Source organism: Streptomyces sp. NPDC007907, assembly GCF_042959365.1.
Lineage (GTDB): Bacteria > Actinomycetota > Actinomycetes > Streptomycetales > Streptomycetaceae > Streptomyces > Streptomyces indiaensis.
In genome coordinates this window covers 952,818-972,523 of record NZ_JBIBKR010000003.1, presented here as the reverse complement: position 1 = coordinate 972,523, position 19,706 = coordinate 952,818, and the positions used below count along the sequence as shown (strand labels likewise).

General features: G+C 72.7%; 18 protein-coding genes and 2 pseudogenes. 4 read left to right on the top strand and 16 right to left on the bottom strand.

What is annotated here, in order from left to right:
• Positions 1 to 2 precede the first annotated feature (2 nt).
• Positions 3 to 733, top strand: a pseudogene (locus tag ACFZDI_RS15880) (ABC transporter permease).
• A gap of 47 nt (positions 734 to 780) precedes the next feature.
• Here the strand turns inward: ACFZDI_RS15880 and mug are convergent.
• The 8 genes from mug to ACFZDI_RS15840 all read right to left on the bottom strand — a co-directional run bounded on the left by mug (position 781) and on the right by ACFZDI_RS15840 (position 10,163).
• Positions 781 to 1,326: a G/U mismatch-specific DNA glycosylase gene (gene mug, locus ACFZDI_RS15875; protein ID WP_234749357.1), complete on the bottom strand. Its 546-nt coding sequence runs from the start codon at positions 1,324 to 1,326 to the stop codon at positions 781 to 783.
• A 13-nt stretch (positions 1,327 to 1,339) separates the two neighbouring features.
• Entirely contained in the window at positions 1,340 to 2,782 is a 1,443-nt protein-coding gene (gene purB, locus ACFZDI_RS15870) for an adenylosuccinate lyase (protein WP_391250940.1), read from the bottom strand.
• Positions 2,783 to 2,874: 92 nt separating this feature from the next.
• Positions 2,875 to 3,654, bottom strand: coding sequence for an SGNH/GDSL hydrolase family protein (locus ACFZDI_RS15865; protein ID WP_234749362.1), 780 nt, complete (start codon positions 3,652 to 3,654; stop codon positions 2,875 to 2,877).
• Positions 3,655 to 3,761: 107 nt separating this feature from the next.
• Complete coding sequence (locus ACFZDI_RS15860; RefSeq protein WP_234749365.1) at positions 3,762 to 4,775, bottom strand: hemolysin family protein; 1,014 nt, start codon at positions 4,773 to 4,775, stop codon at positions 3,762 to 3,764.
• The gene (locus ACFZDI_RS15855) at positions 4,772 to 6,112 is read right to left on the bottom strand and encodes a hemolysin family protein (RefSeq protein ID WP_234749367.1); all 1,341 of its coding nucleotides are present in this window, start codon (positions 6,110 to 6,112) and stop codon (positions 4,772 to 4,774) included. Before ACFZDI_RS15855 ends, ACFZDI_RS15860 begins: the two co-directional genes overlap by 4 nt.
• Positions 6,113 to 6,288: 176 nt before the next feature.
• The gene (locus ACFZDI_RS15850; protein ID WP_391250937.1) at positions 6,289 to 6,714 is read right to left on the bottom strand and encodes a GNAT family N-acetyltransferase; all 426 of its coding nucleotides are present in this window, start codon (positions 6,712 to 6,714) and stop codon (positions 6,289 to 6,291) included.
• A gap of 55 nt (positions 6,715 to 6,769) precedes the next feature.
• Positions 6,770 to 9,337, bottom strand: coding sequence for an FtsX-like permease family protein (locus tag ACFZDI_RS15845; protein ID WP_391250935.1), 2,568 nt, complete (start codon positions 9,335 to 9,337; stop codon positions 6,770 to 6,772).
• Positions 9,338 to 9,341: 4 nt separating this feature from the next.
• Positions 9,342 to 10,163: an ABC transporter ATP-binding protein gene (locus ACFZDI_RS15840; RefSeq protein ID WP_234749373.1), complete on the bottom strand. Its 822-nt coding sequence runs from the start codon at positions 10,161 to 10,163 to the stop codon at positions 9,342 to 9,344.
• Between the two features lie 183 nt (positions 10,164 to 10,346).
• Here ACFZDI_RS15840 and ACFZDI_RS15835 point away from each other — a divergent pair.
• Positions 10,347 to 10,442: pseudogene (locus ACFZDI_RS15835) on the top strand (fic family toxin-antitoxin system, toxin component); the annotation flags it as partial.
• Here the strand turns inward: ACFZDI_RS15835 and ACFZDI_RS15830 are convergent.
• From ACFZDI_RS15830 to bioB, 5 genes are all read right to left on the bottom strand, one after another.
• Positions 10,443 to 11,117, bottom strand: a complete 675-nt coding sequence (locus tag ACFZDI_RS15830) for a methyltransferase domain-containing protein (protein ID WP_391250932.1) — start codon at positions 11,115 to 11,117, stop codon at positions 10,443 to 10,445. It abuts the pseudogene before it with no gap.
• A 271-nt stretch (positions 11,118 to 11,388) separates the two neighbouring features.
• Positions 11,389 to 12,288: a class A beta-lactamase gene (gene bla / locus ACFZDI_RS15825; protein ID WP_391250930.1), complete on the bottom strand. Its 900-nt coding sequence runs from the start codon at positions 12,286 to 12,288 to the stop codon at positions 11,389 to 11,391.
• An 84-nt stretch (positions 12,289 to 12,372) separates the two neighbouring features.
• Positions 12,373 to 13,098, bottom strand: a complete 726-nt coding sequence (bioD, locus tag ACFZDI_RS15820; protein WP_391250928.1) for a dethiobiotin synthase — start codon at positions 13,096 to 13,098, stop codon at positions 12,373 to 12,375.
• 1 nt (position 13,099) lies between these two features.
• Positions 13,100 to 14,452 (bottom strand): adenosylmethionine--8-amino-7-oxononanoate transaminase, encoded by a 1,353-nt coding sequence (locus tag ACFZDI_RS15815; RefSeq protein ID WP_391250926.1) that lies wholly within the window; start codon positions 14,450 to 14,452, stop codon positions 13,100 to 13,102.
• On the bottom strand, positions 14,445 to 15,617 hold the full coding sequence (gene bioB, locus ACFZDI_RS15810) for a biotin synthase BioB (protein ID WP_234749387.1): 1,173 nt from the start codon (positions 15,615 to 15,617) through the stop codon (positions 14,445 to 14,447). The genes ACFZDI_RS15815 and bioB overlap by 8 nt, the downstream gene beginning before the upstream one ends.
• Before the next feature lie 150 nt (positions 15,618 to 15,767).
• Here bioB and ACFZDI_RS15805 point away from each other — a divergent pair, with 150 nt between their 5' ends.
• A complete protein-coding gene (locus ACFZDI_RS15805; protein WP_391250923.1) occupies positions 15,768 to 16,895 on the top strand; it encodes an aminotransferase class I/II-fold pyridoxal phosphate-dependent enzyme in 1,128 nt (375 codons plus the stop codon).
• Positions 16,896 to 16,976: 81 nt separating this feature from the next.
• Here the strand turns inward: ACFZDI_RS15805 and ACFZDI_RS15800 are convergent, their stop codons facing one another.
• Both ACFZDI_RS15800 and ACFZDI_RS15795 read right to left on the bottom strand, forming a co-directional pair.
• Positions 16,977 to 17,207 carry a DUF397 domain-containing protein gene (locus ACFZDI_RS15800; RefSeq protein ID WP_234749391.1) on the bottom strand — a complete coding sequence of 77 codons (231 nt, stop codon included), beginning with the start codon at positions 17,205 to 17,207 and terminating at the stop codon, positions 16,977 to 16,979.
• A gap of 9 nt (positions 17,208 to 17,216) precedes the next feature.
• Positions 17,217 to 18,077 carry a helix-turn-helix transcriptional regulator gene (locus ACFZDI_RS15795; RefSeq protein ID WP_234749394.1) on the bottom strand — a complete coding sequence of 287 codons (861 nt, stop codon included), beginning with the start codon at positions 18,075 to 18,077 and terminating at the stop codon, positions 17,217 to 17,219.
• Positions 18,078 to 18,290: 213 nt separating this feature from the next.
• On the opposite strand from ACFZDI_RS15795, the gene ACFZDI_RS15790 reads away from it, so the two are divergent.
• A complete protein-coding gene (locus ACFZDI_RS15790; RefSeq protein ID WP_391250920.1) occupies positions 18,291 to 18,749 on the top strand; it encodes an ATP-binding protein in 459 nt (152 codons plus the stop codon).
• Positions 18,750 to 18,927: 178 nt separating this feature from the next.
• Here ACFZDI_RS15790 and ACFZDI_RS15785 read toward each other — a convergent pair whose 3' ends face one another.
• Positions 18,928 to 19,545: a DUF6328 family protein gene (locus ACFZDI_RS15785; RefSeq protein WP_391250918.1), complete on the bottom strand. Its 618-nt coding sequence runs from the start codon at positions 19,543 to 19,545 to the stop codon at positions 18,928 to 18,930.
• Positions 19,546 to 19,706: the final 161 nt, after the last annotated feature.

Genomic DNA, 19,706 nt, shown 5'->3' with positions numbered 1-19,706 from the left:
CGATGGAAGTCACACCCGTACTGCGCTCCGAGTGGCTGAAGGTCCGCACGCTGCGCTCGCTGCCGGGGCGCTGCTGGCGCTGTTCGCGGCGACCACGGCGTTCTCAGCGCTCGCCGGAGCCTCCGCCTCCGATGTGTCCGACCCGGGGTTCGATCCGCTGTTCACGGCCCTGTCCGGCGTGATTCCCGGCCAGATCGCGGCCGTCACCTTCGGGGCCATGGCCGTGTCGTCGGAGTTCCACCGGGGCGGGTTGCGGCTCTCCCTGGCCGCGGTGCCGCGGCGTGGCCGGTGGTTCGCGGCGAAGGCGGCCGTCATCGCCGTGCCGGCGCTGCTGGCGGGGCTGGTGACGGCCTTCGCCGCCCTCCTCGTGGGGCGGGCGGGGCTCGGCGCGGCGGCCGACGGGCTGAGCGCCGGTGAGCAGGTGCGCGGGGTCGTGGGCTGCGGTGTCTACCTGATGCTGATGGCCCTGTTCGCCGCGGGGATCGCCGCCCTGCTCCGCAGCGGCGTGGCGACCCTCTCGCTGCTGGTGCCGTTCATCCTCGTCGTGTCGTTCGTGATCGGCGACGCGACGGGCACCGTCGCCGACTTCCTGCCCGACAAGGCAGGCCAGTTGGTCCTCCGGGAGACGTACGACGGCACCCTCGGACCGTGGTCGGGGCTCGCGGTGACCGCGCTGTGGTCGGCCGCCGCACTCCTGGCGGGAGCCTGGAGGGTGCGCCGCGCGGACGCCTGAAGGAGGGCCGGCCGGCGCACGCCGGGGAGGGGCGCCGCCGTGGGCGATCAGCCTTCGGCGGCTTCCCGCAGCCGGGCGAACTCCTCGGCCATCGTCTCGATCGTCCAGTGCGCGTTCAGCCCGCTCGGATTGGGCAGCACCCACACGCGGGTGTCACCGATCGTCCGCGCCTGTGGCCCCACCCGCGCCTTGCGGTCGTCGAAGGCGGCGCGGTACGCGGTCACGCCGACCACGGCCAGCCAGCGCGGCCGCAGCCGTTCCACCTTCGCCGTGAGCAGCCGCCCGCCCTCCCGGTACTCCTCGGCGCTCAGCTCGTCGGCCCGGGCGGAGGCCCGCCCGACGACATTGGTGATGCCGAGCCCGTACGACAGCAGCTCCTGCTGCTCGGACGGTTTCAGCAGGCGCGGCGTGAACCCGGACCGGTGCAGCGCCGGCCAGAAGCGGTTGCCCGGCCGGGCGAAGTGATGGCCCGTGGCGGCCGTCATCAGGCCGGGGTTGATGCCGCAGAACAGGACGTGCAGACCCTCCGCGACCACGTCGGGCACGACGCGGTCGCGGGCGGCCTCCAGCTCCTCGGGCGTGAAACGCACCACCAGGGAAGGCGCGTCAGAGGATCGCGCCGGGCGTGTAGCCCGCGGCCTCGGGGTGCTGCTTGACGATCTCCTCGACCCGGGCGACGACGGCGGCGACCTGGTCGCCCGCGGCGCCGGTGAAGGACAGCTTGTCGGCCATCAGCGCGTCGAGCTGGTCCCGGTCCAGCGGGATGCGGGTGTCGGCGGCCAGCTTGTCGAGCAGCTCGTTGCGCTCGGCGCCCTGTTCGCGCATGGCGAGCGCGGAGGCGACGGCGTTCTCCTTGATCGCATCGTGCGCGAGCTCCCGGCCGACACCCGCCCGCACCGAGCCCATGAGGACCTTGGTGGTGGCGAGGAACGGCAGGTAGCGGTCGAGCTCACGGGCGACGACCGCCGGGAACGCGCCGAACTCGTCGAGCACCGTCAGGAAGGTCTCCAGCAGACCGTCCAGCGCGAAGAACGCGTCCGGCAGCGCGACCCGGCGCACCACCGAGCAGGAGACGTCGCCCTCGTTCCACTGGTCGCCCGCCAGCTCGCCGGTCATCGAGGCGTAGCCGCGCAGGATGACCATGAGGCCGTTGACGCGCTCGCAGGAGCGGGTGTTCATCTTGTGCGGCATCGCCGAGGAGCCGACCTGGCCGGGCTTGAAGCCCTCGGTGACCAGCTCGTGCCCGGCCATCAGCCGGATCGTCTTGGCCAGCGACGACGGGGCCGCCGCCAGCTGCACCAGCGCGGTGACGACCTCGTAGTCCAGGGAGCGCGGGTAGACCTGGCCGACCGAGGTGAACGCCTGCGAGAAGCCCAGGTGGGTGGCGATCCGCTGCTCCAGGTCCGCGAGCTTCGCCGCGTCCCCGCCCAGCAGGTCCAGCATGTCCTGCGCGGTGCCGACCGGGCCCTTGATGCCGCGCAGCGGGTAACGGCCCAGCAGCTCCTCGATCCGGCCGAACGCGACGAGCAGCTCGTCGGTGGCGGTGGCGAAGCGCTTGCCGAGGGTGGTGGCCTGGGCGGCGACGTTGTGCGAGCGGCCGGCCATGACCAGCTCGCCGTACTCGCCGGACAGCTTGCCGAGCCGGGCCAGGACGGCGACCGTGCGGTCGCGCACCAGCTCCAGCGACAGACGGATCTGCAACTGCTCGACGTTCTCGGTGAGGTCGCGGGAGGTCATGCCCTTGTGCACGTGCTCGTGCCCGGCGAGAGCGTTGAACTCCTCGATCCGCGCCTTGACGTCGTGCCGCGTGACCTTCTCGCGCTCGGCGATGGAGGCCAGGTCGACGGTGTCGAGGACGCGCTCGTAGTCGGCGAGCGCCGCGTCCGGCACCTCGATGCCGAGGTCCTTCTGGGCCCGCAGCACGGCGAGCCAGAGCTGCCGCTCCAGCTTCACCTTCTGCTCGGGCGACCAGAGCGTGGCGAGCTCGGCGGAGGCGTAGCGTCCGGCGAGGACGTTCGGGATGCGGGGCTTGGCGGGAGCGGAAGTCACGTGGACGGATTCTACTGGCGATTCGTGCAGGCCAGCGCCGCGGGTGTCTTCGTCGGAACCTACGAGAGCACCGCGGGCGCGTCCACCTGCGGCTACGCCGGGTCCTCGTACGGCAGCAGGTCCGGCCGCTTCGGGGGCAGTCCGTCGCCCGAGGAGCGGCCCGTCAGGCGGCGGCCTATCCACGGCAGCAGGTGCTGCCGGGCGAACCGCGCGTCCGCCACCCGCCGCGTCATCCAGCCCGGCGGCAGCGTCGCCGGCATCGGCGTGCGCCACTCGGCGTCCTCCGGGTCGTGGCCCAGCGTCTGCCAGACCGCCTCGGCGACCCTGCGGTGGCCTTCGGCCGTCAGATGCAGCCGGTCCACGTCCCACATCCGCGGGTCGCTCAGGGAGGGCGCGCCGTACAGGTCGACGACGATCGCGCCGTGCCGGGCGGCCAGCTCGTCGACGCAGGCGAACAGCTCCTCCATGCGCGGCCGGAAACGCTCCAGGACGGGGCCCTGACGGCCCGGGCTGCGCATCAGGACGAGCTGCCGGCAGGCGGGGGCCAGCTTCTCCACGGCCTCCGTGAGCAGCGCGCGGACCCGGCCCATGTCGCACTTGGGCCGCAGCGTGTCGTTGAGCCCGCCGACCAGGGTGATCACGTCGGCGCCCATGGCCGCCGCGACGTCGACCTGTTCGTCGACGATCTGCTGGATCAGCTTGCCGCGCACCGCGAGGTTGGCGTACCGGAAGCCGGGCGTACGGGCCGCCATCCGTGCGGCGAGCAGGTCGGCCCAGCCCCGGTAGGTGCCGTCGGGCATCAGGTCCGACATGCCTTCGGTGAAGGAGTCGCCGAGGGCGACCAGGCTGCTGTACGTGGGATTCGTCTGCATGGCGACGGAAATGGTATCCCGTGCACATACCCATCAGTCGGTCGGTCCCGTCGGAGGGGTCCCGGACGCCTGACCGACCTGCTCCCGCTCCCTGCCGGACCTGTTCCTCAGGCCCGCTGGCCGAACAGCTCCCGCAGGACGTCCTCCATGGTCACGAGCCCGGCCAGCCGCCCGTCCGCCCCGAGGACGGCCGCGAGGTGGGTGCGGCTGCCCCGCATCGCCGTGAGGACGTCGTCGAGGGGTGTGTGTTCCCGCACACGGGCGATGGGGCGCATGTCCCGCAGCCGGAACGGCGTGGTGCGCCCGGCGGCGTCCAGGGCGTCCTTCACATGCAGGTAGCCGACGATCCGCCGCCCCTCGTCCACCACCGGGAAGCGCGAGAACCCGGACTCCGCCGACAGCCGCTCCAGCTCCTCCGGGGTCACCCCCACACTCGCGTACACCACGCGCTCCAGCGGCAGCACCACGTCCCGCACCGGGCGGCGGCCCAGCTCCAACGCGTCACGCAGGCGTTCCTGGGCGCGCTCGTCGATCAGGCCGGCCTCGCTGGAGTCCTTCACGATCTGCGCTATCTCGGCGTCCGAGTAGGAGGCGGCGACCTCCTCCCGGGCCTCCACCCGCAGCAGCTTCAGCAGGGCGTTGGCGAACGCGTTCACCGTGAAGATCACCGGGCGCAGGGCGCGGGACAGCGCCACCAGGGGCGGTCCGAGCGCCAGCGCGCTGCGCACCGGCTCGGCGAGCGCGATGTTCTTCGGCACCATCTCGCCGAGCAGCATGTGCAGATAGGTCGCCAGCGACAGCGCGATCACGAAGGACACCGCGTGTCCCGCGCCCTCGGACACGCCCACCGCGTGGAACACCGGCTCCAGCAGGTGCGCGATCGCGGGCTCGGCCACCACGCCCAGCACCAGCGTGCACAGCGTGATGCCGAGCTGGGCGGCCGCCATCAGCGCGGACACGTGCTCCAGGCCCCACAGCACGCTCTTGGCGCGCCGGTCGCCCTGGTCGGCGTAGGGCTCGATCTGGCTGCGGCGCACGGAGATCAGTGCGAACTCGGCACCCACGAAGAAGGCGTTGACGACCAGCGTCGCCAGTCCGATCAGCAGCTGGACGGCGGTCACAGCTCCACCCCCTTCTCGTCGGGCTTTTCGTCGTCGAGGGGGGCGCGAAGCCGGACGCGGGCGGCCCGGCGCCCCGTCGCGTCCAGCACCTCAAGGTGCCAGCCGTTGACCTCCAGGGTGTCCCCGGCGGCCGGTATCCGGCCGAGCACCGACGCCACCAGCCCGGCGAGCGTCTCGTAGGGCCCTTCCGGCGCGCGCAGCCCGATCCGTTCCAGGTGGTCCACGCGCGCGGAGCCGTCGGCCGAGTACAGCGCGTGCCCGGACTCGTCGGTGCCGGCCGCGGCCAGGTCGGGCGTCTCGTGCGGGTCGTGCTCGTCGCGCACGTCGCCGACGACCTCCTCGACGATGTCCTCCAGCGTGGCCACGCCCGCCGTGCCGCCGTACTCGTCGATCACGACGGCCATCGTGCGCTTGCCGGAGAGCCGGTCCAGGAGCCGGTCGACGGTGAGCGTCTCCGGGACCAGCAGGGGTTCGCGCATCAGCTCCGAGACGTGGATCCGGGTCCGGCGCTCGGCGGGCACCGCCAGCACGTCCTTCACGTGCGCCGTGCCGACGACCGAGTCGAGGGTGCCGCGGTAGACCGGGAACCGGGACAGACCCGTCGCCCGGGTCGCGTTCGCCACGTCCTCCAGGGTCGCCTGCACCTCCAGCGCGACGACCTGCACCCGGGGCGTCATGACGTTCTCCGCCGTCAGGTCGGCGAGGTTCAGGGTCCGCACGAACAACTCGGCGGTGTCCGCCTCCAGGGCGCCCTCCTTGGCGGAGTGCCGGGCGAGGGCGGCCAGCTCCTGCGGCCCGCGCGCCGAGGCGAGTTCCTCGGCAGGCTCGACACCGATCCGGCGCACCACCCGGTTCGCCGTGTTGTTCAGGTGCGTGATGAAGGGCCGGAACGCGGCGCTGAACCAGCGCTGCGCGTTGCCCACCGTCTTGGCGACCGTCAGGGGCGAGGAGATCGCCCAGTTCTTGGGCACCAGCTCGCCGACGACCATCAGGAACACCGTGGACAGGGCGGTGCCGATCACCAGCGCGACGCTGTGCGACGCCGAGCGCGAGACGCCGAGGTCCTCCAGCGGCCCCGCGATCAGGGCGGCGATCGACGGCTCGGCGAGCATGCCGACCACCAGGTTCGTCACGGTGATGCCGAGCTGCGCCCCGGAGAGCTGGAACGTCAGGTTCCGTACGGCCTTCAGTGCTCCCTGCGCACCCCGCTCGCCGCGCTCAGCGGCCCGCTCCAGCTCGGCGCGCTCGACCGTGGTGAGGGAGAACTCGGCCGCGACGAAGGCACCGCAGGCGAGCGAGAGGGCGATCGCCGCCAGGAGGAGGAGCACTTCGGTCATCGGTTCACCCCCGGTCCATGGTTCTCCAGGACGGGGCGGAACGCGCGATGTCGCGCACGGGGAGGCTCGCCCATGGGCGGAGGCTCACAACCTTTCATGCCGGACCGAGTGGCCATTCAAGAGTAAAGGATGGGTAAAGTCCTCTTGCGGGTGCGGCCACCACCTCGTGGCCGCGCCTACCCGGTGAGCGGCTTCACCCAGCGTCGCCACTGCTCCTCTGCCCCGTAACCCGCCGCTCCCCACGTCCGGTGCGCGGTCTCGTTGCGCGTGAGCACCATCGCGTCCGCGCGGCGTCCGCCGAGCCGTACGAACCGCTCCTCCGCGGCGGCGAGGAGCGCGGTCGCGATGCCCCGGCGGCGCCGGTCCGGGTGCACGGCCAGCCGGTACAGGTGGCAGCGCCAGCCGTCGAACCCGGCGATCACCGTGCCGGCCAGTTCACCGCACACTTCGGCCAGGATCAGCGCCCCCGGGTCGCGCTCCACCAGCCGCTCCACCCCGCCGCGGTCGTCACTGATGCTCCTGCCCTCGGCGGCCACCTTCCAGAAGGCCAGCACGGCGTCGAGGTCCTCGGGCGTCGCGGCCCGGATGCGCACATCGGTCATCGCATGATCACAGCACTCGCGCCCACCCGCGTCAGACCGTTTCACCATCCGGACGTCACTCGTGCGCGATGGCCGCCAGGACGTTCATCCGGGAGGCGCGCAAGGCCGGCAGCAGCGCCGCCACGACACCGACCACCGCCGAGCCGACCACCACCAGGGCGATCGTGAGCCACGGGATCGCGAGGGCCGTCATGCCCTGGAGCGCGAGCACCTGATGCATGCACACGCCCCACACCAGCCCGAGCGCGAGCCCGAGGACGGCGCCGAACACCGCGATCACCACCGACTCCAGCCGGATCATCCGCCGCAGCTGGCGCCGGGCCAGCCCGATCGCCCGCAGCAGGCCGATCTCCCGGGTGCGCTCGACGACCGACAGGGCGAGGGTGTTGACCACGCCCAGCACCGCGATGATGATCGCCAGCCCGAGCAGCGCGTACACGAGGTACAGCAGGACGGCGATCTGGTCGTGGACCAGCCGCTTGTAGTCGGCCATGTCCCGCACCTGCACCTGCGGATACGGGTCGAGGGTCTTCTCCAGGGCCGCGCGCAGGGCGTCGTCGCTCGTGCCGGCGGCGGCGTTGACGTACAGCGCGGAGTCCTGTCCGCCCGGCGCGTACCGCTCCAGGGTGCCCAGGCCGAAGAACAGCCCGCCCTGGGTGCCGAATCCCTCGGCGGCGTCCTGGTCGGTGAGCGCGCCGACCGTCAGCCGGGCCGAGCGTCCGCCCGGGAACTCCACGGGGAGGGTGCTGCCCACGCGGACGTCGTGGTCGCGCGCGAAGTCCCGGTCCATGGCCAGGTGCCCGCTCGCGAGCGCGGCCGCCGAGTCGCCCTGGGTGTACGTGATGTTGGCGACCTCGTCGAGCCGCGGACCGTAGCCCGCGGCCGTGGTCTCCACGCGGTCGCCGTCGGGGAGACGCACCGCGACCGGTGTGAACCGCCCGCGTACGACCAGGCCCACGCCGGCGGTGCGGCGCACCTTGTCGGTGACCTCCCGCGGGAACGTCTGGAAGTTGCTGTTCTGGACGACGAAGTCGGCGCCGAGCGTCTTGTCGATCTGCCGGTCGAACGAGGCGGTCATCGACTCGCTCGCCACCGACATCCCGCCGACCAGCGCGATCCCCACCATCAGAGCCGCCGCGGTGGCTCCGGTGCGGCGGGGGTTGCGCAGGGCGTTGCGCTGGCTCATCCGGCCGATCGAGCCGAACAGGGCGGGGAAGGCCGCGCCGAGCACCCGGATCACCGGGCGCACCAGCAGCGGCCCGGCGATCACCGTCGCGATCAGGGTGAGCGCCACCCCGAGTCCCAGCAGGGAAGCCGCCGACGACGTCTGCTGCGACACCGCGCAGCCCGCGAGCGCCGCCGCACCGGCCGCCCCGACGACCGCGCCCGCCACCGCGCGCATCCGCAACGGCCGGCCCACCCCGGCGACCTCGGCGTCCGAGAGGGCGGCCATCGGGGAGACGCCCGCGGCCCGCCGGGCCGGAAGGTACGCGGCGACGAAGGTGACGCCGAGCCCGACGACGTACGCGGCCACCGGGGTCACCCAGCCGATCGCCATCTCGCCGGCGTCGATGTTCATGCCCAGCAGGCCCATCAGCCCGATCAGCCCGGCCGCCAGAGCGATGCCCGCGGCGAGCCCCAGGGTGGAGCCGATCAGCCCGAGCAGCAGGGCTTCGGTGAGCACCGACGCCCGGACCTGGCGCCGCTCGGCGCCCAGCGCGCGCAGCAGGCCCAGCTCACGGGTGCGCTGGGCGATGAGCATGGAGAAGGTGTTGACGATCAGGAACACACCGACCAGCACGGCGACCCCGGCGAAGCCGAGCATCACGTACTTGATGACGTCGAGGAACCCGCCCAGCTGCTCGACGTCCGACTCGGCCTGTTCGCCGGCCGTCCTGAAGTCGTAGGTGTGCGAGCCGAGCGCCCCGGCGACCCGCCGTTTGAGCTGGTCGTCGCCGACGCCCCGGGCCGCGTCGACCGAGATGCCGGTCGCCGTACCCGGCCGGCCGAGCAGCTTCGCCTGTGCCGTGGGCGGGTCGAAGTAGAGCAGCGCGGAGCCGGGATTCGTCGTCCTGAACGTGACGATGCCGACCACCCGGACCCTGAACGAGCCCGGGGGCGCGATCACGGTGAGGGTGTCGCCGACGCGCACGTCCTTGCGGCCGGCGGTCTCCGCGTCGAGCAACGCCTGGCCGGGTCCGCGCGGGGCGTGGCCCGAGTCCAGCCGCACGGGGCTGCGCTCGTTCGGGTTCCAGGCGTTGCCGATCGTCGGCGCCCCGGTGGTCGGGCCCACCGGTTCGTTGTCCTCGTTGACGACCGTGAGGCCGTTCACCTTCACGTCGGCGCGGGCCGCCGCGACCCCGTCGACCTGCCGGACCCGTGTGGCGAGCGCGGCGGGCAGGGTGGCCGTGCGGCCGGAGGGCACCGCCTCGTCGAGTTCCTCCTTCGGACTGACCGTGACGTCCGCTGCGGTGGACGCGAACAGCCGGTCGAAGGTGCGGCTGACGGTGTCCGAGAAGATCAGGCTCCCGGTGACGAACGCGACGGACAGCACGACGGCGAGCGCGGAGAGCAACAGCCGCCCCTTGTGCGCCAGGAAGCTTCGCAGGGTCGCCTTGAGCACGGGCTCAGTTCTCCTCTGGCGAGGCCGGGGCGCCGCTGTCGCCGGGGCGGGTACGGATCACGTCGAACCTCTTCATCCGCTCCAGGACCGCCTCGGCGGTGGGGCGCCGCATCTCGTCGACGATCCGGCCGTCCCCGAGGAAGAGCACCAGGTCCGAGTGGGCGGCGGCGCCGGGGTCGTGGGTGACCATGACGACGGTCTGCCCGAGCTGGTCCACCGCCTCGCGCAGGAAACCGAGGACCTCCAGACCGGCCCGCGAGTCGAGGTTGCCGGTCGGTTCGTCCGCGAAGATCAGCTCGGGCCGGGAGGCCAGCGCCCGCGCGCAGGCCACGCGCTGCTGCTGCCCGCCGGAGAGCTGCGAGGGCCGGTGCCCGAGCCGGTCCCGCAGGCCCAGGGTGTCGATGACCTGGTCCAGCCACGTCGTGTCGGGCTTCCGGCCCGCGATGTCCATCGGCAGGGTGATGTTCTCCAGCGCGTTCAGGGTCGGGATGAGGTTGAACGACTGGAACATGAACCCGATCCGGTCTCGGCGCAGCCGCGTCAGCTCGCGCTCCCGCAACCCGGTGATCTCCGTGTCGCCGAGCCACACCTGACCGGCCGAGACGGTGTCGAGCCCCGCCAGGCAGTGCATCAGGGTGGACTTCCCCGAACCCGACGGGCCCATCACCGCGGTGAACCGGCCCCGGACGACGTCCACGTCCACCGAGTCGAGCGCGAGCACGGCCGTCTCGCCCGCGCCGTACGCCTTGGTGAGGCCGCGGGCGCGGGCCGCGATCCCGTCGGCCGGTGCGAGGCCGGGAGCGTGCTCCGCAGCAGGTGTGGACAAGGCCGCCTCCTCTGGCTGGATGTCAGTATCCCGACCCTGCCCGAGGGTAATGTGACCCGGCCCACACTCGGTATCCTCCGCGGGTCGGACTCGGCTTGCCGGTGCCGGCACCCTCCGCGCCGGCTTCGAGGGAGGGCGAAGACCCGGCTGAACGTGCGCGTCGACGACACCACCGCCCGCGCCGCCCCCGAGCGGGTCCGCGACCTCGCCCGGATGGTCGAGAGCGGCGAGGCGTCCGTACGGGACATCGAGCGGGAGCCGCGCCGGTGGACCCGGTGACTACCCGTCGGCCGGGCGCCACGCCGTGCCGAGCACGCAGTACGAACTCGGCAGCCTCGGCCCCTCCTCCGGCATGAGCACCTGCCGGTAGGGCCCGAGTTCGAACCCGGCCTCCCGCAGCGCCCGCACCGGCTCCCGCGCGACATGGCAGCCCCCGCTCAGCACCGGCCACACCGTCCGGTCCAATGCATGCTGCGCGAGGGTCATCGCCCGGCCGCCGCCCCGGCCGTGCTCGAAGAACCGCACCTCGCCGCCCGGCCGCAGCACCCGCCGCAGCTCCCCGAGCGCCCGGGGCACGTCCCGCACACTGCACAGCACCAGGGACACGACGGCGGCGTCGAAGCCCTCGCTCTTGACCGGCAGCGCCTCGGCCACGCCCGGCACCACGTCCACCGGCACCTCGGCGCGCAGCGCGGCCTCCACGGCCAGGTGCCTCAGCCGCCGCTCCGGTTCGATGGCCACGACCTCCGCGACGGTGCCCGGGTAGTGCGCGAAGTTCAGCCCGTTGCCCGCGCCGATCTCGATCACCCGCCCGGACAGCCCGTCGAGCAGTCTCCCGCGTATCCGGCCCATGCCCATCCGGGTCTCGGCGGCCACACTGATCCTCGCGTAGCAGCGGGCGAACAGCGGATGGTGCACGGCGTCCCGTGGCACCTTGCCGGAGCGCAGCGGCATGGGGAACCTCCCTGACGAGGCCGGCCTTATGCGTCGGGGGGATTCTCCCCCGTCCGGGCCCGCCGCACCCCTGCGGCCCACCGCGCGAGGACGCGAGGATCCGGCCCCGCGCGGGCGCAGGGCCCACATGGCGGCGGGCCAAGAGAAGGCGCTACATGGCGGCGGGTCGTGAGCAGGGCCCACGCGGCGGCGGCGGGTCGTGAGGCAGGGCCCACGCGGCGGCGGGTCGTGAGCAGGGCCCACGCGGCTCCGGTGTCGTTTCGCCGGCCCGCTAGGCGAGCTCCGCCGCCAGCAGCGCGGCTGTCCGGGCCACCAGCGGGTTGTCGGCCGCGGCGTCCTCCTCCGGCTGCGTGGTCAGGACCGACAGCACGACCGGCGGGCCGTCCGGAGGCCAGGTGACGCCCACGTCGTTGTTGGTGCCGTACCGTCCGCCACCCGTCTTGTCGGCGAGCAGCCAGTCGGCCGGCAGACCTTTGCGGAACCTCTCCACGCTCGTGGTGTTGCGCAGCAGCCAGTCCGTGAGCCGGGCCCTGTCCCGGGGCTCGAGCGCGTCGCCGAGCACCAGCCGGGCGTAGGTCAGGCCGATGGCGCGCGGGGAGGTCGTGTCGGTCACGCGCCACGGCTCCGCGGAGTTGAGCTCGGGCTCCCAGCGGTCCAGCCGGGTGACGCGGTCGCCGACCGAGCGGCAGAACCGTGTCACGGCGGTCGGACCGCCCAGCTCCTTCAGCAGCAGGTTGCCCGCGGTGTTGTCGCTGAAGCGGATGGTGGCGTCGCACAGTTCGCCGACGGTCATGCCGGTCGCGACGTGTCGCTCGGTGACGGGGGAGTAGCCCGACTTCGTGACGTACTCCTGGGTGTAGTGGACGCGCCGGTCCAGGAACTCGCCGTCGCGGTCGAGGTCACGCAGGACGGCCGCGGCGGCGAGCGTCTTGAACACCGAGGCCATCGGGAAGCGCTCGTCGGCCCGGTACACCACCGCCCGGCCCGTGCGCAGGTTGCGGGCATACACGCCCAGCCGCGCGGTGTGCTCCCGCTCCAGTTCCCGCAGCCGCGCGGTGACGCCGGCGGTGCCGGGTGACGCGTGGGCGGTACCGCCGCCGAGCGCGAAGGCGGCGGCCGTGCCCAGCGTGAGGGCCGTACGGCGGGACGGGTGTGGTGTGTTCGTGTGCACGGTGGTCCCTTCAGAGGCGATCACGTTCGTAGTGCACCACGCGATCACGTCCGCGTCGGTTTCACCGCCGGCCCGTCCGGCCCCTCAGAACGCCTCGGGTGCCTCCCGTACCCGGAACGCCTCCGCGTCCCACGAGCCGTCCAGCCGGGGCGCCAGCCAGTGCGGCGCGGCCGCCCGGAAGGCAGTGGGGGAGAGGGCGCCCGATCCGGCCGGGACGGAACCCAGCAGCGGGGCTCCGGCCACGTCCGGCAGGTCCGCGAGATTGCAGCGTGCCGCGAGGTCCGGGGCCGTCGGCCAGCTCCCGATCACGATCCCGGCCGGTACCAGCCCGCGGGAGCGCAGTTCACGCGTCGTCAGCTCCGTCGCGTTCAGGGTGCCGAGTCCCGCGGGCGCCACCACCAGCACCGGCGCCGACAGCAGCCGCGCCGCGTCCGCCAGGGTCCCTCCGGCGGCGTCGAACCGGACGAGCAGTCCGCCGGCGCCCTCGACCAGCACCAGGTCGTGCTCGGTGGCCAGTTTGGCGGCGGCCTCCGCGACCTCGTGCGGATGGACCGGGGTCAGGCCGGCCCGGCGCGCCGCCGTGGCCGGGGCCAGCGGTTCGGGAAAGCGGGCGAGTTCGGCCGTCGTCACCGCGCCCGCGAGGCGCGCCACCTCGGCGGCGTCCCCGTGTTCGTCCGGCCCCACGCCCGTCTGGGCCGCCTTCAGCACGGCCACCGTGCGGCCGGCGGCCAGGGCCGTCGCGGCGAGGGCGGCGGTCACGACCGTCTTGCCGACCTCCGTGCCCGTGCCCGTGATCACCAGTACCGGCATGTCATCCCTCCCGCGCCGCCGCGCAGACGGCCCGCGCGATCCGCGCCAGGTCCGCGTCGCCCGTCACGTACGGCGGCATGGTGTAGATCAGATCGCGGAACGGCCGCAGCCACACGCCCTCGCGCACGGCCGCCGCCGTCGCCGCCTCCATGTCCACGGCGTGGTCCAGCTGGACGACCCCGATGGCGCCGAGAACCCGTACGTCCTTCACGCCCGGCAGGTCCGAGGCGGCCGAGAGCCCGTCCCGCAGCCCCGACTCGATCCGCTTGACCTCCGCCAGCCAGTCCTGACCGAGCAGCAGCTCGATCGAGGCGCAGGCCACCGCGGCCGCCAGCGGATTGCCCATGAACGTCGGGCCGTGCGCGAGCACCGGCACCTCGCCCCGCGAGATCCCGTCGGCCACCCGCGCGGTGCACAGCGTCGCCGCCATCGTCAGGTAACCGCCGGTCAGCGCCTTGCCCACGCACATCACGTCGGGCGTGACGGCCGCGTGCTCCGCCGCGAACAGCGCACCCGTACGCCCGAATCCGGTCGCGATCTCGTCGAACACGAGCAGCACGTCGTGCGCGTCGCACGCCTCGCGCAGCACCCGCAGATAGGCGGGGGAGTGGAACCGCATCCCGCCCGCGCCCTGTACCACCGGCTCGACGATCACCGCGGCGAGCTCATCCGCGTGCCGCTCGATCAGCGACCGAAGCTGCTTGGCGTACGCCTCGTCGTACTCCGCCGGGGGCGGGTCGGCGAACACCTGACGGTGCAGCACCCCGGTCCACAGGTCGTGCATCCCGCCCTCCGGATCGCACACCGACATGGGCTGCCAGGTGTCGCCGTGGTAGCCACCGCGCCAGGTCAGCAGCCGCTGCTTGCCGGGGCGGCCCAGCGAACGCCAGTACTGCAGGCACATCTTGACCGCGACCTCGACCGACACCGACCCCGAGTCGGCGAGGAAGACGTGCTCCAGGCCTTCGGGCGACATGTCGACAAGGAGCTTCGCCAGCCGTACGGCGGGCTCGTGGGTGAGCCCGCCGAACATCACGTGACTCATCCGCCCGAGCTGCTCGCGGGCGGCCTCGTTCAGCACCGGGTGGTTGTAGCCGTGGATCGCCGACCACCAGGACGACATCCCGTCGATCAGCTCGCGCGGACCGGCCGGATCTCCCGGACCGGCCGCCGCTCCCGGGCCGCTCGGCTCCTTGCCACCGCCCGGCACTCCCGAGCCGTCGGCGAGCCGCAGCCGTACCCCGCTCGCCGACTCCACGACGAGCGGTTCCTGCCGTCCGGGCATCGGGCCGTACGGGTGCCACACGTGCCGCCGGTCGAGCTCCAGCAGCTCGGCGGCGGTCAGCTCAGGCATTGGGCGCGAGGTCCGTCCCGGCGCCCCGGCGGCGCACCGCGACCAGGTCGGTGCGCGGTTCGGCGGCCGTGGAAGAGTCGGCGGTCTGCGGTTCCGCATCGGAGCCGCACGCCCCACCGCCGGAGCCGCACACGCCGCCCCCGTCGTGGCACCCGCCGGCGGCCCGGTGCTCGGGCAGCGTCACCTGGTCGGTGCCCTCCACCTCGAACCCGGCGTCCGCGATCATCTCCAGGTCGGCCTTGCCGGCCTGGCCCTCACTGGTGAGGTAGTCGCCGAGGAAGATCGAGTTGGCCAGGTGCAGGGCGAGCGGCTGCATCGTGCGCAGATGGACCTCGCGCCCGCCCGCGATCCGCACCTCGACGTCCGGGCAGACGAACCGCGTCATCGCCAGGATCCGGAGGCACCGCTGCGGCGTCAGGTTCCACTCCTTGCCGAGCGGAGTGCCCTCGAAGGGGATCAGGAAGTTGACCGGAACCGAGTCCGGGTCCAGCTCACGCAGCGAGAAGACCACGTCCACCAGGTCCTCGTCGGTCTCGCCCATGCCCGCGATCAGCCCGGAGCAGGCGGACAGACCGGCCGCGTGCGCCTTCTGCACGGTGTCGACCCGGTCCTCGTAGGTGTGCGTGGTGGTGATCTCGCCGTACGTCGCCTCGGACGTGTTGAGGTTGTGGTTGTAGGCGTCGGCCCCGGCCTCGCGCAGCCGCTCCGCCTGACCGTCCGAGAGCAGTCCGAGGCAGGCGCACACCTCGACGCCCTCGTTGTTGTCCTTGATCGCCTTGATCGTCTCGGAGACCCGGTCCACGTCCCGGTCGGTCGGGCCGCGCCCGCTCGCCACGAGACACACCCGCTTGGCCCCGCCGGCCACACCCGCCGCCGCCGCGTCGGACGCCTGGTCGGGCTTCAGCCAGGTGTACTTCAGGATCCCGGCCGTCGAACCGAGCCGCTGCGAACAGTAGGAGCAGTCCTCGGGGCACAGGCCGGACTTGAGGTTGACGAGATAGTTGAGTTTCACCCGTCGGCCGAACCAGTGCCGACGCACCTTTCCGGCCGCGGCCACCACATCGAGCAGATCGTCGTCGGACGTCGCGAGGACGGCCAGAGCCTCGTCGCGGGTCGGCAGCTCGCGCCGAAGCCCCTTGTCCACCAGCGTGTTCAGCAGGTCCATGAAAGCCGATCCTGTCCTAAGGAGGTGCTCGGGGCAAAGGAGAGTTCGCACAACAGAGTCGCTTCGAGGTGTGGGTATTGCCACACACTGACCTGCTGGTGGTCCCGCTAGTGTCTGTGCACTGCCTACAAATTCCCCGGAGGACCACCCATGGCGTTCGGCTGGATCGACGAGCAGGCGGAGCTGCGCGCCCGCGCCGGACTCGTACGGACTCTGCGCCCCCGTCCGGCCGATTCGCCGCTCCTGGACCTGGCGAGCAACGACTACCTCGGGCTGGCCCGCCATCCGGAGGTCACCGAGGGCGCCGCCCGGGCGGCGCGGACCTGGGGCGGCGGCTCGACCGGCTCCCGGCTCGTCACCGGCACCACCGAACTGCACACCGAACTCGAGCGGGAACTGGCCGATTTCTGCGGGTTCGAGGCGGCCCTCGTCTTCTCTTCCGGTTATGCCGCCAACCTCGCGGCGGTCACCGCGCTGGCCCCGCACGGCTCCCTGATCGTCTCCGACGCGGGCAACCACGCCTCGCTCATCGACGGCTGCCGGCTGGCCCGCGGCAGCACCCAGGTGGTGGCGCACGCCGAACCGGACGCCGTGGCGAAGGCGCTGGCGACGCACGACGGCACGGCGATCGCCGTGTCCGACACCGTCTTCTCGGTCGACGGCGATGCCGCCCCCCTGACCGCGCTGGCGGAGGCCTGCCGGGAGCACGGCGCCGGGCTGGTCGTCGACGACGCCCACGGTCTGGGTGTCCTCGGCGACGGCGGCCGCGGCGCCGCGCACGCCGTGGGGCTCGCGGGCGCGGACGACGTCGTCGCGACGGTCACGCTGTCCAAGTCGCTGGGCAGTCAGGGCGGGGCGGTCCTCGGCCCGGCCCGGGTCGTCGACCACCTGATCAACGCTGCCCGGACGTTCATCTTCGACACCGGTCTGGCCCCCGCGGCGGCGGGGGCGGCGCTCTCGGCCCTGCGGCTGCTGCGCCGCGAGCCGGAGCGGGCGGCACGAGCCCGCGCGGTGGCGGGCGAACTGCACGCACGCCTGACCGCCGCGGGACTGGAAGCGGTACGTCCGGACGCCGCGGTGGTCTCGGTGCGGGCGGCCTCTCCCGAGGACGCCGTGCGCTGGGCGGCACAGTGCCGCGCGGCGGGCCTGGCCGTGGGGTGCTTCCGGCCCCCTTCCGTGCCGGACGGCATCTCACGGCTCAGGCTGACCGCACGCGCGGACCTGACCGGTCAGCAGATCGAACGCGCTGTACGACTGATCGGCGAGACGCGGCCATGAGTCGGCGTGACACGGCCGTGCGTCGCACGATGACGGTCCGATCGACCACGGTCCGATCGACCCAGGTCTGACCGGCCACGGTCACATACGGTCCACCCCGGCCGCGAAGGCCGCCCAGCTCCTCGCGGAGAAGAGCAGCGCGGGTCCGGCCGGGTCCTTGGAGTCGCGCACGGCCAGCAGCCCGGCCCAGGGCGGGGTGGCCGGACAGGCGGTCTCGACGCAGTTGTTCGCTCCGGTGCTGTAGCTGCTGCGCAACCACCGCACGCCGTTCAGTTCGATGCTTGAGGGGACGTGACGAGGCAGTGCACGCATGGTGCCTCCTTACGCGCCGGTGGCTGTCCCGGCGATGAAATCCAACGAGTCCTCGGGCGAAAGGGCGTGGATCTGAAGGGCGTTGAAGGCCTCCGTGTAGGCCTGGAGGTCTTCTTTCCGTTCGAGGTAGAGGCTACTCGTCAAGTGGTCGAGAACAACCACATCCAGATCAGAAGCGTTCGAAAATGACAAGATAACGAAAGGTCCGGTGACGCCGATGTGCGCCCCGGCGGCGAACGGCAGTACCTGGAGGCGCACTTGGGGCAGCCGGGCCGCCTCGACCAGTCGTTCCAGCTGACGGGCCATGACGCCCGGCCCGCCCACCTCCCGCCGCAGCACGGCCTCGTCCAGGACGGCGCTCAGTTCCAGCGGGGGATCCGCGCGCAGTACGTCCTGCCGGGCCAAACGCACCTCGACCAGCGTGTCGAGCCTCTCCTCCGAGAGCCCCTCCACCGCTGCCCGCGTCACCGCACGCGCGTACTCGGGCGTCTGGAGCAGGCCGGGGACGACGGTGGTCTCCAGCGTGCGCATCGCGCCGGCCTGCGACTCCAGGCTGATGAAATCCCGGTAGGTCGGCGGCAGCACGCCGCGGTAGGCGTGCCACCAGTGGTGCCGGCCGTCGTGGTCGTCGGAGCCCGCCAACACCATGAGCAGCTCGCGGAGCTGGGCGTCCGCCACCCCGTAGGCGTCGAGAAGTAACCGGACGTCGGCCGGTTTCACCCCGCTCGTGCCCGTCTCGATCCGGCTGACCTTGGACTGGTGCCAGCCCACCTGCCGGGCCGCCTCACCGCTCGTGAGCCCCGCCGAGGAGCGCAGCGCACGCAGTTCGGCGCCCAGTTTTCGGCGGCGCACCGCGGGACCGTGCTGCATGGGCTCCTCCTTACTCCTTCGGACCCACCCACATACGGTCTCGCGTCGCAGAGTTCACCGCTTTGAGCGACAGATATATGCATATCTTGGGGGATCCCCGGCCTTGACGGGTGTTCTGGTGGCAGTCTGGCGACGAAGCACCAGTCCGGGACCGTACTCGAACCATCCGCTCCGTGTCGGGCTGCGGTCCCGTGGGAAAGGGACGAGGTCGCCATGGCAGACCATTTGGAAGCATCCGTCACTCTGCCGAGCGATCCCGCCTCGGTCTCCGCCGCGCGTGCCTATGTGGTGGGCACGCTGGCGGAGTGGGGCCTGCCGGAGGGCACGGAGGTGTCCTACACCGTCCGGCTCATCATCTCCGAACTCGCCACCAACGCCGTCCAGCACACCTTCGGCCAGTCGCCCACCTTCACCGTGGACGTCCAGCTGGACCGCGACGAACGGCTGCGCATCGGTGTCACGGACAGCCACCCGCGTCTTCCCAGACGCCTGCCCGCGGCCGTCCAGCAGGACAACGGCCGGGGCCTGGTCATCATCCGCTGGCTGACCGCCGAGTGCGGCGGCAGACTGCGCATCCGCCCGACTCGTGAGGGTGGCAAGACCATCTCGATCGAGCTTCCGTGGGCCGTCCCGGTCCAGCCGATGACGACGGCGGGCCAGCAGGAGCCGTAACCGGTCACGGCACGGCCTCCAGGATCCCCGGCAGGACGAGACCCCCAGCAGGACAAGACCTGAAAGACCTCCCGGCGGGTGCCCTCGACGCATCCCGGCCCGCGCGCCCTACATCCGGGCCCCACCCACCGCTACGACGACCGCTCCGCGCCTTTCGGCCCGCCGGAGCCCGCGGCCGTCACCGATGCCGTGCCGACGTCTCTGGATGCGCTTGCGCTCCCCGAAGCCCCGACGGCTGCCCCACGGTCCGCCGCATCGGCGCGGGGATCTCCACGCCGCCCCCTTCCGGCTCCTCCCCGGAGCCGTCCGCCTCCCCCCGCAGTCCCGCCCGTCGCACCAGCCGCGGAAGCACCCCCCACAGGCCGACGCAGACCAGGAAAGTCGCGACGCCCGCGATGATCCCGCCGGACCGGCCCGTGGTCACGTCGACCACCAGCAGCACGGAGCCGCTGAAGGCGAACACCAGCACGCTCAGGCCGGTCGTGGCCAGGCGGGAGGAGACCTGCACGATGCGGGGCTTGGCGCCCTGCTGGAACAGGGAGCGGTGCAGCGCGGCCGGTGCCGTGAAGAGAGCGGCGGCCAGGACCGCCAGCAGCAGCGTGACGACGTAGGTGACGCGCTGGACCGTGTCGAGGTCCCCGAAGCGCGAGGTGAAGGCCAGCGACAGCAGGAAGGCGAAGAGGATCTGTACGCCCGTCTGCGTGACGCGCAGTTCCTGCAGCAGCTCGACGAAGTTGCGGTCGGCGCGTTGCAGCGGGGTCTCGTTGCGCGCGGTGCAGGGACGGTGCTCGGCCATGGAGTGACGGGTATCCATCCGGGCCCGTGTCACGCCCCGGCGTGGGGGGGGGGGGGCGGGCCCCCCCCCCCCCCCCGCCGGTAAAATGACGCCGCCCCACCACACCCGACTTGTGGAAATGATATAGGGGCGCCACACCGGCCCCGTGAAGGGGGGGGTCC

Excerpts from the sequence above, each read along its gene's own strand:
- ACFZDI_RS15865 (WP_234749362.1), bottom strand. The coding sequence starts at position 3,654 with ATGCAGACGAATCCCACGTACAGCAGCCTGGTCGCCCTCGGCGACTCC.
- ACFZDI_RS15855 (WP_234749367.1), bottom strand. The coding sequence starts at position 6,112 with ATGACCGAAGTGCTCCTCCTCCTGGCGGCGATCGCCCTCTCGCTCGCC.
- ACFZDI_RS15850 (WP_391250937.1), bottom strand. The coding sequence starts at position 6,714 with ATGACCGATGTGCGCATCCGGGCCGCGACGCCCGAGGACCTCGACGCC.
- ACFZDI_RS15830 (WP_391250932.1), bottom strand. The coding sequence starts at position 11,117 with ATGCCGCTGCGCTCCGGCAAGGTGCCACGGGACGCCGTGCACCATCCG.
- bioD (WP_391250928.1), bottom strand. The coding sequence starts at position 13,098 with ATGCCGGTACTGGTGATCACGGGCACGGGCACGGAGGTCGGCAAGACG.
- ACFZDI_RS15815 (WP_391250926.1), bottom strand. The coding sequence starts at position 14,452 with ATGCCTGAGCTGACCGCCGCCGAGCTGCTGGAGCTCGACCGGCGGCAC.
- bioB (WP_234749387.1), bottom strand. The coding sequence starts at position 15,617 with ATGGACCTGCTGAACACGCTGGTGGACAAGGGGCTTCGGCGCGAGCTG.
- ACFZDI_RS15805 (WP_391250923.1), top strand. The coding sequence starts at position 15,768 with ATGGCGTTCGGCTGGATCGACGAGCAGGCGGAGCTGCGCGCCCGCGCC.
- ACFZDI_RS15800 (WP_234749391.1), bottom strand. The coding sequence starts at position 17,207 with ATGCGTGCACTGCCTCGTCACGTCCCCTCAAGCATCGAACTGAACGGC.
- ACFZDI_RS15795 (WP_234749394.1), bottom strand. The coding sequence starts at position 18,077 with ATGCAGCACGGTCCCGCGGTGCGCCGCCGAAAACTGGGCGCCGAACTG.
- ACFZDI_RS15790 (WP_391250920.1), top strand. The coding sequence starts at position 18,291 with ATGGCAGACCATTTGGAAGCATCCGTCACTCTGCCGAGCGATCCCGCC.
- ACFZDI_RS15785 (WP_391250918.1), bottom strand. The coding sequence starts at position 19,545 with ATGGCCGAGCACCGTCCCTGCACCGCGCGCAACGAGACCCCGCTGCAA.